The sequence below is a fragment of the Streptomyces sp. NPDC096311 genome (genome assembly GCF_044763085.1).
Taxonomy (GTDB): domain Bacteria; phylum Actinomycetota; class Actinomycetes; order Streptomycetales; family Streptomycetaceae; genus Streptomyces.
Genome location: NZ_JBIWFN010000005.1, coordinates 41,312 through 55,958, shown reverse-complemented (window position 1 = coordinate 55,958; position 14,647 = coordinate 41,312). Strand labels below are relative to the sequence as shown.

Genomic DNA, 14,647 nt, shown 5'->3' with positions numbered 1-14,647 from the left:
GCACACACCCTGCCCGATTCGGCGCCCCACGACGTCTTCAGGCCTCTGCCTGGAGTTGCCTCTGCCCTTCCAGCCCGTCGAGGAGCAGGTCCAGGCCGAATCGGAACTCCTCGTGCAGCGGTACGGACGTCAGCTCGTCGGCCGCCGCGGTGGTGGCCGGATAGGCAACAGGGTCAAGGGACTTGTAGTAGTCCCGAAGCTGCAACTGGTCCTCGGGGCGCGGTGTCCCGGGGCCGTACTGCTGGATGGCGAAGCCGATCACGTAGTGACCGATGGCCGTGAAGGCACGAGCGGCCAGGCCTATCGGGAACCCGTGCCCGGTGAAGAGTGTGACGAGCCGTTCCCTGCCCCGCAGGGCATTGGGGCCGACGGGGACCTGGGCCGCCAGCAAGGACAGCGCGTTGGGATGCCGACACAGCGTGCCGTAGAGCGCCTCCGCCGCGGCACTCACGGCTTCCCTCCAGGAGAGGCCGTCCAACTCCTCTGCCGGGATACGGACTTCGCCCAGGATTCTGTCGGCGACCAGAGCGAGGAGTTCGTCCTTGCCGTTGAAGTGCCGGTAGAGCGTCGCCGTGCCCGAATTCAGAGTGTCGGCGAGCATCCGCAGGGTCAGTGCCTGGATGCCGACCTCGTCGATGAGCTTCAGGGCCGTGTCCACGATCCGCCCGACATCCATGGGAGGACGTCCCCGCCGGTACGCGGGGGGCGGCGTCCGACTCGCCCACCAGGCAGGACTTCCCGGAACAGGCTGGACCTCCGAAGCCATGAATCGCTCACTCTTTCGGTCGGATTCTGCTGAGGACACGCGTCCCTGAAAGGGACTTTCGGTCTTATCGTATCCGTTTTCGGTGGTGGTGCGGGGCACCCCCGAACGGGGCACGGTCAGTCGGCGGCCCGAGGCGGCTGTACCAGGTCAGTCTGGTAGGCGATGACGACGAGCTGGGCGCGGTCGCGTGCATCGAGTTTGGCCATGGCGCATTGGATATGGGTGCGTACGGTCACCGGGCTGATCGCGAACAGGTCGGCGATCTCGTCGTTGGACATGCCATCGGCTGCGAGGGCCATGACCTCGCGCTCGCGGGTGGTGAGATGGGCCAGGCGCTGTGGCGTCACCGGGCGGTCGTGCGAGGTGCGGATGGTGAGGAAGCGGGTGATGAGGGAGCGGGTAGCCCCGCGTGAGAGGAGCGCCTGACCGGAGGCGACGGTGCGGATGCCGGTGAAGAGTTCGTCGACGGTGGCGTCCTTGCCGAGGAAGCCGTTCGCTCCGGCGTGCAGGGCCCGGGCGACGTATTCCTCGGTCTCATAGGTGGTGAGAACGAGGACCCGGGTGGCGGACAGCTCCGGGTCCTGGCAGATCGCGGCTATGGCGGTCAGGCCGTCCGCGCCTGGCATACGGATGTCCATGAGGACGACGTCGGGGTGGTGGGCGTGCGCGAGTTCCACCGCTTCCCTGCCGTCGGAGGCTTCGCCGACCACCTCCATGTCGTCGCAGGAGTCGATCAGAGTCCGGAAGGTGGCCCGCATCAGCGCCTGGTCGTCAGCGAGCAGGACACGGATCGTCATGGAGTTCGCTCCTTACGGGCGTGGGGATGCAGCGGCAGGACGGTGGTGACCTGGAAACCGCCTGCGGGCCGGGGGCCTGCCCGTAGTTCGCCGCCGACGGAGTGGGCGCGTTCCGTCATGCCGATGAGGCCGAACCCGCGGCCTTTGGCGGACTGGGGAGTTGCGGGGGTGAGGGCAGCTGTGTCGTTGGTGATCGTGATGGTCAGGCTGGCTTTGGAGTAGGCGAGTTGTATGTGCGCGGCCCAGGCTGTCGGGGAGCGGGCCGCCCCGTCGTCATACTTCGGATAGAAACATCACTACTGATGAGGCAGTGCAGAGTTGGCCTGCAGGCCCTCTCCGGTACGACAGCTCTCGCCCGTCCCGGTCGGCACCGGCCCGTCCCGCCCACCCCCGGAGGCGCCAGTAGGCCTCGCGTCAGCAGCGAGCGGGTTGATGCGCCGACAGAACGCGGGCCTGCGGCGGTGTACGCCGTTTCGAGTACTGCAGTAGCTGCCTACACGCGGACTCGACGACCGAAAGGCTTCTCGCCGAAGCCTCTTCCGCCGCCCACGGGGACAATTCTGACAACAATGTAACCATAACAATAGTGCGCTTCACCGGGGAGGAGAGCGCGGCAGCGGAGGGGCCGAGCGGCGGCCATCAGGAGTCACCTGTCCGGGGTGGCGGGATCGCCGGACCCGCCGACCCACCCGCCGCGCCTGAATCCGCACACGAGCTCCACGGAAGCCAACAAGACCCCTCTTGACGAGCATCCGCGATAACGGATACGTTGTAGCCGTTAAATCCGCCCGATCTGAAGCACACACTCCCGGTTCACAGGCACGACTTCGTGCACATGGCGACCGAGGCCCCGGCGCATATCACCACTCCGGCAAAGACCCCACTGGCAAGGAGCTTCGACATGTCCGCGAAGAGTCACCGTCTCCCCGGTGGGGAGGGTGCGGAATGAGCCGCACGTTACTGCGCGGGGCGCAGGTGATCACCATGGCGCCCGGCCGACCCGACGTGGAACGCATCGACATCCTCGTCGACAACGACCGCATCGCCGACATGGGCGATCGCCTGGACGGGCACGCCGCCGAAACCGTCGACTTCGCCGGGCGCATCATCATCCCCGGCCTGGTCAACGCGCACATGCACACCTGGCAGACCGGGCTGCGCGCTGTGGGCTCCGACTGGACCCTGCTGCAATACCTCACCCACCTGCACGGTGGTATCGCCCAGCACTACAGCCCCGACGACATGCTCATCGGCAATCTCGCCGGAGCCCTGAACCAGATCAACTGCGGCACCACCACGATCGGTGACTGGTGTCACAACAGCCTGACGCCCGAGCATGCCGACGTCGAGGGGATCAAGACCAGGCTGCTGGAATCGGGCGAACGGCTCCTCCGCGTGCTGGACGCGCCCGGTACCGCCCAGTCCTGAAACGGGTGCCAAGTGCTTGTTCACGATCTGCAATTCCAGCGTCGCAGGGTGAGAGCGCTCGCCCGGGGAGTGGACACATGAGCGTGCACGTTTCCCATACCCGCCGACCCGAGATACCTGCGAAGCCGCGGAGCCGCGGGCGCCAGCGCCGATGGTCGGTACCGCGCGCCGCCGCGTTCTGGCTGGTGGCCCTTGCCTTCGCCGTGACGATGCTGGGCACGACCCTGCCAACGCCGCTCTACACGTTCTACCAGCACCGGCTCGGCTTCTCGTCCCTGATGAGCACGGTGATCTTCGCCGCCTACGCGGTCGGAGTCCTGCTCGCGCTGGTCCTGTTCGGACGGGTGTCGGATGCCATCGGACGGCGGCTGACCCTGCTACCGGGGCTTGCCTTTGCGGCGCTCAGTGCGGGTGTGTTCCTGGTCGCCGACAATCTGACGCTCCTGCTCGTGGGACGGGTGCTCTCCGGCCTGTCCGCGGGCATCTTCACCGGCACGGCGACCGCCACCTTGGCCGACCTGGCAAAGGAGGGCGCAAGCGAGCGCGCCACCCTGGTGGCCACCGTGGCGAACATGGGCGGGCTGGGTGCGGGGCCACTGCTGGCCGGCCTCCTCGCGCAGCTGGCCCCGGCCCCTGTGAAGCTTCCGTTCATCGTTCACCTGGCAATGCTCGCCCTGGTCGCCGTCGGGGTTTGGCTGATGCCCGAACCCGTGGCGGTCATGGGGCGCCCGCGCCTGCGGATCGCGCGTCCAAGCGTGCCGGAGCCGATGCGAGGCACCTTCGTGCGGTCGGGGACCGCAGGATTCGCAGGGTTCGCGGTGATGGGCTTGTTCACCGCGGTCGCGCCGTCGTTCCTGGGCCGGTTGCTCGGGCTGCCCAGTCCGGCGTTGGCCGGCGCCGTGGTCTGCACCCTGTTCGTCGCCTCGGCGCTCGGGCAGATCACGCTCGTACCTCGGCTCGGCCGTGCCGCACTGCCCGCCGGGTGTGCCGTGCTCATCGTGGGCATGGCCCTGCTGGCGACGGGACTGGCCGCCCGGTCGCTGGTGCTGCTCCTCGCCGCCGCCGTGGTCGCCGGACTCGGACAGGGCGTGAGCTTTCGGGCGGGGCTGGCCGCGATCAACGCCGAAGCTCCCAGCGGACAGCGCGCCGAAGTGGCCTCGACCTTCTTCCTCGTGCTCTACGTGGCGATATCCCTGCCCGTCATCGGCGAGGGGCTGGCCGCGCAGGCGGTGGGACTACGGACAGCCGGAATCGGCTTCAGCCTGGCCGTCGCCCTGCTGGCCGCGAGCGCCTTGGTCGCCCTGCTTCGGGCCGGGCGGGACGGTGCCGCGTCCGCGGAGCTTCGAATACCGGCACGCCCCCGACGGATTCCACGGTAGAGCGGTCCCCCGCATCGACCCTGTCTCGGCGGGGACCGCCACCCGCCAAGGGCTCCCCCGGCATCACACCCCGCCGGGAATCACCCCGCGAGCTGCGCTCGATGGTCAACGCGCTGCTCGAGGACAACAAAAACGAACTCGTCCCGAACCGCCTTCCCGGCCTGTTGAAAGTAGCGAGAACATGAGCATCTCCGTCCTCCGTACCGCCGATGCCTGGTGGGTCCTCACCCCCACGGGCGCCGCCCAGGTGGACACCACTGCCACCACCACCGCGCAACTGCTCGCCGACCGGCAGGCAGTCGCCGCTGCCGCGAAGAGCGTCGGCACCGTCGCCGTCACCGACCTCGCACTGATCTCGCCCGTCACAGACTCCGCCCGAGTCGTCGCGCAGATGACGAACTCCATCTCGCACGTCAAGGACACCGGCGGAAATCCGGAAACCGCACCGATGGCGTTCTTCCGCAAGGCGTCGGGCTCGATCAGCGGCCCCTTCGACGACGTGATCCGGCCCAGCCACGTGCAATTCCTCGACTACGAGGTTGAGATCGGGCTCGTCATCGGCAGGGAGATACCGGTCGGCACACAGATCACCGAGGACAACCTCTCCGACTACATCGCCGGCCTGGTGGTCACCAACGACGTCTCGGCACGCGATGTCCAGCTGCGCCACGCTCAGTGCTACGAGGCCAAGTCCTACCCGACCTTCACGCCCGTCGGCCCCGCGCTGGTGCTGCTCGACGCGGACGAGCTCAAGCGGTTCCCCGACCTGCGGCTGAAGCTGTGGGTCAACGGCGAACTCCGGCAGAACGCGACGGTGGCCGCCGACATGATCTACCAGCCCCTCGACGCACTCCGAGGCCTGGCACGCTTCCAGCGGCTCGGCCCCGGTGACCTCGTGCTGACCGGGACACCCGTCGGAACGGCCATCAGCGCACCCCCGAAGCCGGTCCAGGCCATCGCCTCCCTGCTGCCGGAGGACACCAAGTTGAAGCTCTTCTTCCAAGGCCAGTCCCGGAATCCGAAGTACCTCAAGCACGGTGACGTCATCGAGGCCACGGTGGCCACAGACGACGGCGAGATCGACCTTGGCCGGCAGCGCATGGTCGTAAGGGACGCCCCCCGATGAGCCACGCCCCGGCCCTCGCCGCAGCACCCCGCCCTGGCCCACCCGGCGATCACCGTACCGCCGAGGCCGCGCAGTGGGGCGCAGTGGCATGAGCCGGTGAGCCGGACTCCCGGCCGGCATCCACCCGCCCACCCACCTGCCCGCGCGGCTCACCAGCATCGTGGCGCCCCTCCACGTCACCGTCCTGGTGGCGCCCTCGGCCAGCGAGGCCACCACCAGGACGGTTCTGAGCCGCTGCTATCGCAGAGAAAGGCAGGCCACCCAACATGAACGTCGTATCCATCGTCCTCGCCGTGCTGCTCGCGGTGTTCTTCCTCGCCCTGGGCGCGGCCAAGGTCCTGGCACTGCCGAAGACGCGCCAAATGGCCGCGGAGAGCGGGTTCTCCACCACGGCCTACAGGGCGCTCGGCGTACTCGAGGCCGCCGCGGCAGCCGGCCTGCTCCTTGGCCTGTCCGTGCCACTTCTGGGCAGTCTCGCCGACGCCGGGTTGCTGCTCTTGATGGCCGGTGCCCTCATCCTCCACCTGCGTAACGGTGACGGGCCGCAGAAGATCGCACCAGCGGCCATCACGACACTGCTCATCGCTGCGTACCTCGCCACCCACCTGGCAGCAACGTAAATCAGTTTCGTCCTCATCACAAACCCGATCAGACCATCCCGGAAGAGACCATGCGTACGGTCCGTCGCCCCGGGAATCCTGCCGCCGTCCGCGGGACGCTGGCACTCGACGTATCCTCCACCGTGCTGAGACTGCACGACTACTCCCACCGGCGGGACCTCGAAGAGGCCATGCGCTGCGGCCAGGGGGACATCAGGGTCGGCCCACGGCCCGACCCGTGGGAAGGGCCCCTCGTCTCCCTGGGATACGAGGAGATGATGACCGGCTCAGCCGAATACCCCGCGGGAACGGCGGCAGGTCCAGCCGAACTGGCCGCTGCCGACTGGGTGCTCTACGAGCAAGAACAGGGCATGAGCGAAGTGGTGGACCGCTTGGCGGGGCACGTCGGGTTCACCCCGCGTGCCGTCGCACGCACGGGCCAGGTGTCGGCGGCGCTCCTGTTCGCGGTCGAAGGGATCGGCGTGACGGTGGCGCCGGAGAACGCGGTGCCACTGCGCTGGTCGAGGCACGCCCGGCGGATCGGGCCCGGCTATTTCCGCGAGCTGGTGGTGTTCAGCAGGAAGCTCCCCTCCCAACTGGCCCAGCGTTACCGGGACATGCTCACCTCTTTGGAGTTGCCGCTCACCGCGGAGCAGGATCTGCCTCACGGAGCGCTCCGCTTCTAGGGTCCGTCTTCAAACGGATCTGGCCCAGAGCAGGATTGAGGCCAGGCAGACCGATGCTTCGTACGGCGGCATTCCTGAAGAACGATGTCCAGGGGCCGGTTCTGCCACTCGGCCAGCCTCTCGACGATCTTGTCTGTGCTGGTGGAACTGGTCTGCCGGGAGGCCGGCCCCGCGCATCTCCGCCGGACGGCCATGCCGGATCGTGCCTGTCATAGCCGAGGTGATCGATGATCCCGCCCTCCAGAGCGGACTCCAGCAGCCGCTTCGTCAACTGCCGAGTAGCCCACCTTCACCCATCAACCGCATCTCCTCGGCCGGGGCCCGGCTCGCCAACCTCGCTGAGCCGACTTGTGGATGGCGCCGGGCCCATAGCCGGCCAGCCGTTCCGCGGGCCCGTCCCAGCCGCTGTGGCCGTCTGAGTGATAGGCCGGCCCTCCTTCTCGGTGGCTCCCGCGACCGACCCCATCCGAACGTGCTGCGCCCATTAGTAAGAGGAGCCGCACGTGAGGTACGGAGGATCCCGGTCAGGCAGCGGAAGGACTCCGCTGGAGACGAGACTGAGCCCGAACCCCGTGGACAGCGGCCCGACCGGCCATGCGGCCAGGCGTTGCCGACACTGCCGGCAACGCCTGCCGAAGCGTCAGCCGGTCGGAGAGTCAGTACCGCTGAGCGATACCGTGGCCGTTCATTGCTGTCAGTCGGCGATCAGGACGGGGCGGGGGCCTGCGGGAGCCGTCCATGCTTCGCTGACCTGGGAGAGCGGGTGGGCCTGGGCGTCCACCTGCACCTTGCCGTCGGCGATGAGCTGTACGTAGGCGGCGACCTGGGTGAAGTAGCGGCGCATGTCGAACGAGCCGATGCCGCTGCCACTGAGGCGGAAGGGGCGGCTGCGCAGCAGCGAGGCGGGTACCGCGGCCTCTTCACCGGCCGCGCCGCCGATCTCCACGTAGCTGGTGGCGCCCGCGCCGGGAACGTTCGCCAGCGCCTGGAAGGCGGCCTCGGCCACGCTGCCCCACAGGAAGTCCAGAACGAGGTCAGGCGCCTTGCCACCGAGGGCCGCACCGATGGCCGCCGCGTCCCCACCCTTGTTGCCGACGATTTCGACGGTCTCGGCACCGAGCCCGGCCACGCGCTTGAGGTCGTCCACGCCGCGGCCCACGCCGATCACGCGCCGCACGCCGAGCGCTCGGGCGTTCTGTACAGCGAGGCCGCCGGCCGCCCCGGTCACCCCGAGGATCACCACCGTGTCCGGCGTGCCATGCTGCTCCGCGTGGGTGGTGAGCGGCATCCAGGACGACATGCCCGGGTTCACTCCCGCCGCCACGGCCACAGGATCGGCCCCCTCCGGGAGCGGCAGGGCCATGGTGACCGCCATCCGCTCGGCGAACGTACCCCAGGGCTCCTCGACGTCTCCGGTGTACACCAACGTGCCGTCGGCCCTGCGGGCCACCGCGTCCACGCCCGGAACCAGCGGGAACCGCCCGGTGCTGCTGTAATGCCCGCCAGACGCCTTGGAACGCACAACGGGGTGGATAGCTGTTGCGACCAAGTGGACGATCTGCTGGCCTTCGCCGGCCTCGGGATCGCGGAAATCCCGGTACTCGGGCACAGCACCACCCGCCGTCGCCACGACTGCTGCCTTCATCGCTGTTCTCCTTGACTCGGAAACCCACACCGTGTTCCCGCACGACTACGAACCGCGACCCGGACGCCAGGGGTCGGCAACGGCGGTCGAGGCGGGAGACTTTTGCGGATACATCGTATCCGTAAAAGTCGATGCCGACCACCCCGCCGACCCGCATCACCCAGCAGAACCCCTCGATCCCAGCCCTACATGCTCACGCCCTCCAAAAGCCCAGGGGGCAAGCCGTGGAACAACTCCAGGGACGCCCCCAGCACCGCCCTTCGAGGACAGTCATCGGCACAGCGGGGTTGGCCCCACGCCGCGTAAGTCTCACCGCGCCACGGTCGCGATGTCGGGCGGCCTTCGGCCGGGCATGAGCAAGCTTGAATGATTGAATCGTCAGAACTGCGAATGCCGTCCAGCCGGGCGGCTCCAGGTCGCATGACCAAGGGCCGGAGTGAACGGCGCCACGTGAGAAGGAGGCCCCGATCATGCTCGCCCCATGGGTCCGAGAACTCACTCCGCGCGACCGTCACGCGGTGACCCGTTCGGTCCTGCCACAGGCCAAGGTCGCGGAGTTCGCGACGCGCATAGGCGTCGGCCCGTGCGGCTGGGCCGTAGAGCTCGGCCGGGCCATGGCAGAGCACATCACCGACGAGGTGCCCTACCTGGCCATCGACGGAATTGTGCAGGAGCTGCACAAGGGATGCGAGGCCGTGGCGCTCGGCACGGTGGCGGCACTCCACGACGAACAGGACCTCGTCGTTGCCGACGTGCCCGAGGTGCTGCTGGGACCGGCCGAGGTGGTGAGTCGCGGCGTGGGCGTCTAGCACATGCTGCGCGCCATCCGCGTCGGCCACGCCTTCGCCACCCGTGAGCTGTGGGACGTCTGCGAACAGTTGCCGGACGACGAGCGACGATTCGCCGCAGTGCGGCGTGCATCGGAACTCACGCTCGGGACCGTCGCCGACCTGTCGGCCGCCATGGCCCGCGAATTCGGTCAGGTACAGCAGACATCGCTGGCCAGTGCCAACGCTGCCCGGATGGAGGTCGTACGGGGCATTCTCTACGGCGACGCCATTTCCGTGGAACACGCTTCGCGTGTCCTCGGATACGACCTGACGAGGCATCACGTGGCTTTCGTCGCCTGGGCCGACGACTTGGCGGAGGCGGGGGCGACCGAGTTGGAGGGTGCCGTCGTGGAGCTGCTGGGGGCGGCGGGCTGCACAGCGAGCTTGGTGTTGCCGGTTGGTGATCGAAGAGTCTGGGGGTGGCGGTCCGGCGTCCACCGGCCCTGCCTGCCACCGGCACACACCAGCCGTGCCCCGGGGTCCGGGTCGCCGCAGGGTTGGCCGCATCGTCGCTCGATGGGTTCAGGGAGAGCCACAACCAGGCGTTGGAGGCCGCCCGGGTCGGCATGATGTCCGCAGGCCGCCGCTGGCTGTTCGACTACGGTGAGCTCAACGTAGTGGCCCTGCTCAGCTACCGGATCGACCAGGCCCGCGAGTTCGTCCGGCGTGAACTCGGGGCACTGGCGGGGTCCGAGGAGTCCATCGTCACCGTCCGGACCACCCTCAAGTGCTACCTGGACGTGGAGCGCAGCCTCAACACCGCCGCCGAGCGCCTGCACGTCGCCCGCAACACGGTCGCCTACCGGGTTCAGCGGGCGGAGGAGCTGCGCGGGGAGGGCATCCACGTCCGGCGGATGCAGCTCCAGGCGGCCCTCACCCTGGTCGAGGAGCTGGGCGAGACGGTCCTGCCTGGAACGTACGCGACACGCTGAGACCGGCAGGACGGCCCCGCCTCACAGCCGGACTTGGGACTGGAGTACAAACCGCGCACGCGCACTTGCACCGCAGCCCAAGCCGCTTGCCCGTGCCGGGAGGCTTCATGGAGAGCGTTCGTTTCGCCGCCTCGACGCCGCTGCCGCGCCGCTCCGGGGCTTTCACCAGGAGCCTTGCATGCCGACCACCGCACCCCCGCCCCGCCTGCCGGCCGAGGTACTCGCCTCCCTCGAGCGGCGTGTTCTGTGGCTCTCGGTTGCGATGGTCGATCACGCCAACAACGTCCGCGGCAACCCTTCCGGCCTGAAGGTCGGAGGACATCAGGCGTCGAACGCGTCGATGGTCTCGATCATGGCCTCGCTGTGGTTCCAGCGCCTCCGGCCGCAGGACCGGGTATCGGTCAAGCCGCACGCGTCCCCGGTACTGCACGCGATCGAGTACCTCCTCGGCGAGCTCGGCACCAAGTACCTCACGACACTGCGCGAGTTCGGCGGCCTGCAGAGTTATCCCAGCCGCACGAAAGACCCCGACCCGGCCGACTACTCGACCGGCTCGGTCGGGATCGGTGCCACCGCGCCGGTCTGCGCCGCCTGTCCGCAGTACTCCACCACGACCTGCGCCAGGACGTGCGCCGCGCCTGCCAGACCATCATGCGGGCCCACAAGGCAATGCCGGACGACGGACCGACCCTCCCCTCGGCGATCCAGGTGGTCACGCCGCTCAACCTGCCGCCCGGTGTTTCTCCCATGCCGTTCCTGGGGTGACACTGCGCGTGGTGTCGCGGTAGGTCCGCAGTATCGCTAGCCAGTAGATCACCGGGGGCCCCGCTTCCGGACCTGGACGAGGACGCTGTACGCACCCTCACCACTCACGCTGTCGTCGGCGGCCTGTTCATCCAGCGGGAGATCCACGGCGACTCCGTGGATCTCGTGACGATGTTCGAGCTGTATACACAGCTGATCCACGACGCGGCCGCCCGCATGGCAGCGAGGAGCGCAGGCAGACCCTGACGTCATACGCCTCCCGAAACGCCCTCCACGTCCAGCAAGGCCGCTCCCGGGAAGAAGTCCGGTGCCTCCAGGGCACACTCGGCCCAAACCGTCTTGCCAGGTCGAGCATGGCGTGTTCCCCAGTTTGCGGCGAGTTGCGCGACGAGGAACAGACCTCGCCCGCCCTCGTCGAAGACACGGGCGCGGCGCAGATGCGGGGTCGTGCTGCCGGCATCCGTGACCTCGCACATGAGGGTGCGGTCGTGGATGAGACGCAGCTGGATGGGAGGCCGGCCGTAGCGGATGGCATTGGTGACCAGTTCGCTGACGACCAGTTCGGTGGTGAAGTCGAGGTACTCCAGCCCCCAGGCGGTCAGCTGCTCGGAGACGCTCGCTCGGGCCCGGGGCACCGCCGCCGGTTCGGCGTCCACGTCCCAGGTGGCGACCTGACCGTCTCCGAGGGTGTGGGCGCGGGCCAGCAGGAGTGCCACGTCGTCATGCGGTCGGTTGGCGGGGAGCAGCGCTGCGAGGACAGTGTCGCAGGTCGCCTCCAGTGAGGCAGCAGGCTGCGCGAGGGCGTCGCGCAGCCCGGTGAGGCCGACGTCCACGTCCCGGTCGAGAGCCTCGATCAGGCCGTCGGTGTAGAGGGCGATGAGACTGCCCTCGGGCAGGTCGACCTCCGCCGCCTCGAACGGCAGGCCGCCGAGGCCGAGGGGCGGACCGGCAGGCAGATCGAGGACATCGACGGCTCCGTCCCGCGTCACCACGACGGGCAACACGTGCCCCGCGCGGGCGAGAGTACAGCGGCCGACAACGGGGTCGTACACGGCGTACAGGCAGGTCGCACCGATGTCCCCCGCGGATTCGGTGTCCGCGTCGGCAGAGGCTGCGGAAGCGTCGGAGGAGGCTTCGGCACTCAGGCGGATGACGACATCGTCCAGGTGCGTGAGGAGTTCGTCCGGCGGCAGGTCGATGTCGGCGAGGGTACGAACAGCGGTCCGCAGCCGGCCCATGGTGGCGGCGGCGTGGATACCGTGGCCGACCACGTCCCCGACCACCAGGGCGACCCGGGCACCGGACAGCGGAATGACGTCGTACCAGTCGCCTCCCACACCGAGCTGGGTGGCAGCGGGCAGGTAGCGGCAGGCGACCTCTACGGCGGACTGCGCGGGCGTGCTCCGCGGGAGCAGGCTGCGCTGGAGGGTGAGGGCGGTGGCACGTGCGTGCGTGTAGCGGCGGGCGTTGTCGACGGCTACCGCAGCCCTGGCCGCGGTCTCCTGGGCGAGGAGCAGGTCCTCGTCGTCGTACGGGTCGGGGGCGCGGTGGCGGAAGAACTGAGCGACACCCAACGTGGTGCCACGGGCGCGTAGCGGCACCAGCAGCGCCGACGTGGACGGGGCGAGGTGGTGGCGTGACGGCCGACCGGTGGCCAGGGTACGGGACGGTGGTGATCCGTCCGGAAAGCTGTGAAGTTGCCGCGGCGGGATCGACGAAGCCCAGGATGCCCCAGCCGGACGGCTCGCCTCGGCGTGACCCACCGGCCGCTGGGCGATCCTGCGGACCTCGAGCGTGCCCTCCGACCGCTGGGCGATCCTGCGGACCTCGAGCGTGCCCTCCGACCGGGCGTCGTCGAGAACGGAGTCGAGGAGGTCGACGGTGACGGCGTCTGCCAGGTGCTCGATGGCCAGGTCGGCCAGCTCCTGGGCGGTGCGGGTGACGTCCAGGGTCGTGCCGACGCGCAGACTGGCCTCGTTCACTACCGACAGCCGCCACTGCACCCGCCGGTCGCGCTCCTCCTGGAAGGCCAGAATGCCCAGCTCCGACGCGCGGTCCACGTACTCGGTCACCAGCGCGATCAGCTTCCGCGATGCCGCGCTGACCAGCCTGGCATCGGTTGAGAGCAGGGACATCTCGTCGATCAGCCGGTCGAGAACCCGGCCCTGTGCGAGCCGGAAGGCCCGGAGTATCACAGTGACCGGCCTCCCACGCTGAGCCAGCCAACGTGCACGCTCCACGTCGGCGACGGGCGGTTCGATCCGGCTCGGCTCGATGCCGTGCTCGACGCCGAAGAGGATGGCGGCGATGTGCTCGGCGACGTTCTCCTCTGTCCTCCGTGCGATGTCCGGCTCGTCCCACAGCTCCGGCACCTCGCGCCGCAGGCAGCGCTCCACGTCGTGGATCAGCTCGTCCGCTCTCGGGCCGATCTCAAGCGCGGCACGGGACATGAGGCTGTCCGCGGTGAGGTCCACACCGTCGACGGTACGCCCTCCGGGCGGCCCGTGACGCTCTCGGCCGGCTGCGTCCGGCCAGAGCGTCTCGGTGTTCTGGGGCGGGCCGGTCTCAGGGCTGGTCGTGGTCGAGAAAAACGTGGCCGTCGAGTCGTCGGATTGGCGAGAGCCGTCTTCGTCGGCACCGCGGTGACCGGCCGGGTGGCTCCGAAGCTGGGCGTGGAGCTGGTGGTGGGGACTGGCATGGTGATCGGCACGGTGGGCGTCTTCCTGCTCACGCTGATCGAGTCGGGCTCGACGTGCAGCGGCTTCGTGGCGCCCCTGCTCCTGCTCCTCCTGCTCGGCTCCGCCATCGGCCTGAGCCTCTCCCCGGCCACCGACACCGTCATGGGCTCCTTCCCCGAGTCGGAGCTGGGCGTCGGTGGCGGCGCCAAAGAACCCGTCCGGCGGACCCCAGCAGGCCCAGGCCCTGGTCGACACGGTCCACGAGTCCTTCGCCCACGCCATCGCCTGCACCAGCCTCATCGGCGGCATCATCATGGCCGCCGGCGCGGCGATCGTCCTGCTGCTCCTGCCTGGCTGGAAAGCCGCCGGCAAAGCACCACAACGAGACGACGGAAGAAGTCGAGCGGGAGCACACGGAGGTCGTGTGACCCCGCAGACGGGCCGTGCCTGAGCGGCGCACGGTCCCGAGGCGCTGCCGGGAGGGGACTCCCGGCACCGGCCCCTCTCCGTGTCTGTGCGGATCAGGTTCTGTACTCGACAGGGCGGGACGCCGCCGGAGGGGAAGTTCCCAGCGCCGCCCCGCGTCGAAGGGGCCGTCAGTCCTCAGACGAACAAGGCCACGAGATACCCGACGACCAGCGCAGCGCACACCACTGCGGGCGCGATCCGGCCCACTGGATCACCCTTGCGCAGGTGCACCACAGCGGCTCCGACGAGCAGCAGTACCAGCCCGGCCCCGGCGAGACCGCCGAGCAGCGGCACCGCCGGGCCGAGGGCTACGCCGGCGGCGCCCGCCAGCTCCAGCACGCCGACGCGGCGATAGGCCGCGGTGGAGAACCCGGCTTCCGCGGCCAGTTCGCGCATCTTCGGCAGCGCCAGAACCTTGGCCAGTCCGAGTGCCGCGAAGATCAGGGCGATCAGGCAGGTGAGAGTGACAGTGATGATCATGAGGTGTTCCCTGGGTGTTCGGACGTCGTCGTCATCGCCGGACGGGCGTAGACGTGGATGCCCCCGGC

At 69.1% G+C, this 14,647-nt stretch carries 14 protein-coding genes and 2 pseudogenes; 10 read left to right on the top strand and 6 right to left on the bottom strand.

From position 1 onward, the window contains the following. Nucleotides 1–37: 37 nt before the first annotated feature. Complete coding sequence (locus tag ACIRA5_RS14485) at nt 38–676, bottom strand: TetR/AcrR family transcriptional regulator (protein ID WP_403690793.1); 639 nt, start codon at nt 674–676, stop codon at nt 38–40. Nucleotides 677–882: 206 nt separating this feature from the next. Further along, nucleotides 883–1,563, bottom strand: coding sequence for a response regulator (locus tag ACIRA5_RS14480; RefSeq protein ID WP_403690791.1), 681 nt, complete (start codon nt 1,561–1,563; stop codon nt 883–885). A gap of 945 nt (nt 1,564–2,508) precedes the next feature. Between ACIRA5_RS14480 and ACIRA5_RS14475 the strand changes: the two genes are divergently transcribed. The 5 genes from ACIRA5_RS14475 to ACIRA5_RS14455 all read left to right on the top strand — a co-directional run bounded on the left by ACIRA5_RS14475 (nt 2,509) and on the right by ACIRA5_RS14455 (nt 6,781). Then, nucleotides 2,509–2,991: a hypothetical protein gene (locus tag ACIRA5_RS14475; protein WP_403690789.1), complete on the top strand. Its 483-nt coding sequence runs from the start codon at nt 2,509–2,511 to the stop codon at nt 2,989–2,991. 77 nt (nt 2,992–3,068) lie between these two features. After that, entirely contained in the window at nt 3,069–4,370 is a 1,302-nt protein-coding gene (locus tag ACIRA5_RS14470; RefSeq protein WP_403690788.1) for an MFS transporter, read from the top strand. A gap of 181 nt (nt 4,371–4,551) precedes the next feature. Next, nucleotides 4,552–5,496, top strand: a complete 945-nt coding sequence (locus tag ACIRA5_RS14465) for a fumarylacetoacetate hydrolase family protein (protein ID WP_403690786.1) — start codon at nt 4,552–4,554, stop codon at nt 5,494–5,496. Between the two features lie 266 nt (nt 5,497–5,762). After that, nucleotides 5,763–6,116 (top strand): DoxX family protein, encoded by a 354-nt coding sequence (locus ACIRA5_RS14460; protein ID WP_403690784.1) that lies wholly within the window; start codon nt 5,763–5,765, stop codon nt 6,114–6,116. A 50-nt stretch (nt 6,117–6,166) separates the two neighbouring features. Next, nucleotides 6,167–6,781 (top strand): LysR family transcriptional regulator substrate-binding protein, encoded by a 615-nt coding sequence (locus ACIRA5_RS14455; RefSeq protein WP_403690783.1) that lies wholly within the window; start codon nt 6,167–6,169, stop codon nt 6,779–6,781. Between the two features lie 694 nt (nt 6,782–7,475). Here the strand turns inward: ACIRA5_RS14455 and ACIRA5_RS14450 are convergent. Next, on the bottom strand, nt 7,476–8,426 hold the full coding sequence (locus ACIRA5_RS14450) for a zinc-binding alcohol dehydrogenase family protein (RefSeq protein WP_403690781.1): 951 nt from the start codon (nt 8,424–8,426) through the stop codon (nt 7,476–7,478). A 470-nt stretch (nt 8,427–8,896) separates the two neighbouring features. Here ACIRA5_RS14450 and ACIRA5_RS14445 point away from each other — a divergent pair, with 470 nt between their 5' ends. From ACIRA5_RS14445 to ACIRA5_RS14430, 4 genes and pseudogenes are all read left to right on the top strand, one after another. After that, the gene (locus ACIRA5_RS14445; RefSeq protein WP_403690779.1) at nt 8,897–9,235 is read left to right on the top strand and encodes a hypothetical protein; all 339 of its coding nucleotides are present in this window, start codon (nt 8,897–8,899) and stop codon (nt 9,233–9,235) included. Between the two features lie 3 nt (nt 9,236–9,238). Continuing rightward, a complete protein-coding gene (locus ACIRA5_RS14440; RefSeq protein WP_403690778.1) occupies nt 9,239–9,826 on the top strand; it encodes a hypothetical protein in 588 nt (195 codons plus the stop codon). Next, nucleotides 9,754–10,188, top strand: a complete 435-nt coding sequence (locus ACIRA5_RS14435) for a PucR family transcriptional regulator (protein ID WP_403690776.1) — start codon at nt 9,754–9,756, stop codon at nt 10,186–10,188. The genes ACIRA5_RS14440 and ACIRA5_RS14435 overlap by 73 nt, the downstream gene beginning before the upstream one ends. Nucleotides 10,189–10,366: 178 nt before the next feature. Beyond that, nucleotides 10,367–10,780, top strand: a pseudogene (locus ACIRA5_RS14430) (pyruvate dehydrogenase); the annotation flags it as partial. On the opposite strand, the gene ACIRA5_RS14425 reads toward ACIRA5_RS14430, so the two are convergent. Both ACIRA5_RS14425 and ACIRA5_RS14420 read right to left on the bottom strand, forming a co-directional pair. Next, entirely contained in the window at nt 10,729–10,851 is a 123-nt protein-coding gene (locus ACIRA5_RS14425; RefSeq protein ID WP_403691347.1) for a hypothetical protein, read from the bottom strand. The pseudogene ACIRA5_RS14430 and the gene ACIRA5_RS14425 sit on opposite strands and share 52 nt — an antisense overlap. Before the next feature lie 350 nt (nt 10,852–11,201). After that, nucleotides 11,202–13,403, bottom strand: coding sequence for a SpoIIE family protein phosphatase (locus ACIRA5_RS14420; protein WP_403691320.1), 2,202 nt, complete (start codon nt 13,401–13,403; stop codon nt 11,202–11,204). A gap of 123 nt (nt 13,404–13,526) precedes the next feature. Here ACIRA5_RS14420 and ACIRA5_RS14415 point away from each other — a divergent pair. Then, a pseudogene (locus tag ACIRA5_RS14415) lies at nt 13,527–14,082 on the top strand (MFS transporter); the annotation flags it as partial. 152 nt (nt 14,083–14,234) lie between these two features. On the opposite strand, the gene ACIRA5_RS14410 reads toward ACIRA5_RS14415, so the two are convergent. Further along, complete coding sequence (locus ACIRA5_RS14410) at nt 14,235–14,579, bottom strand: DoxX family protein (RefSeq protein ID WP_403690774.1); 345 nt, start codon at nt 14,577–14,579, stop codon at nt 14,235–14,237. Between the last annotated feature and the right edge of the window lie 68 nt (nt 14,580–14,647).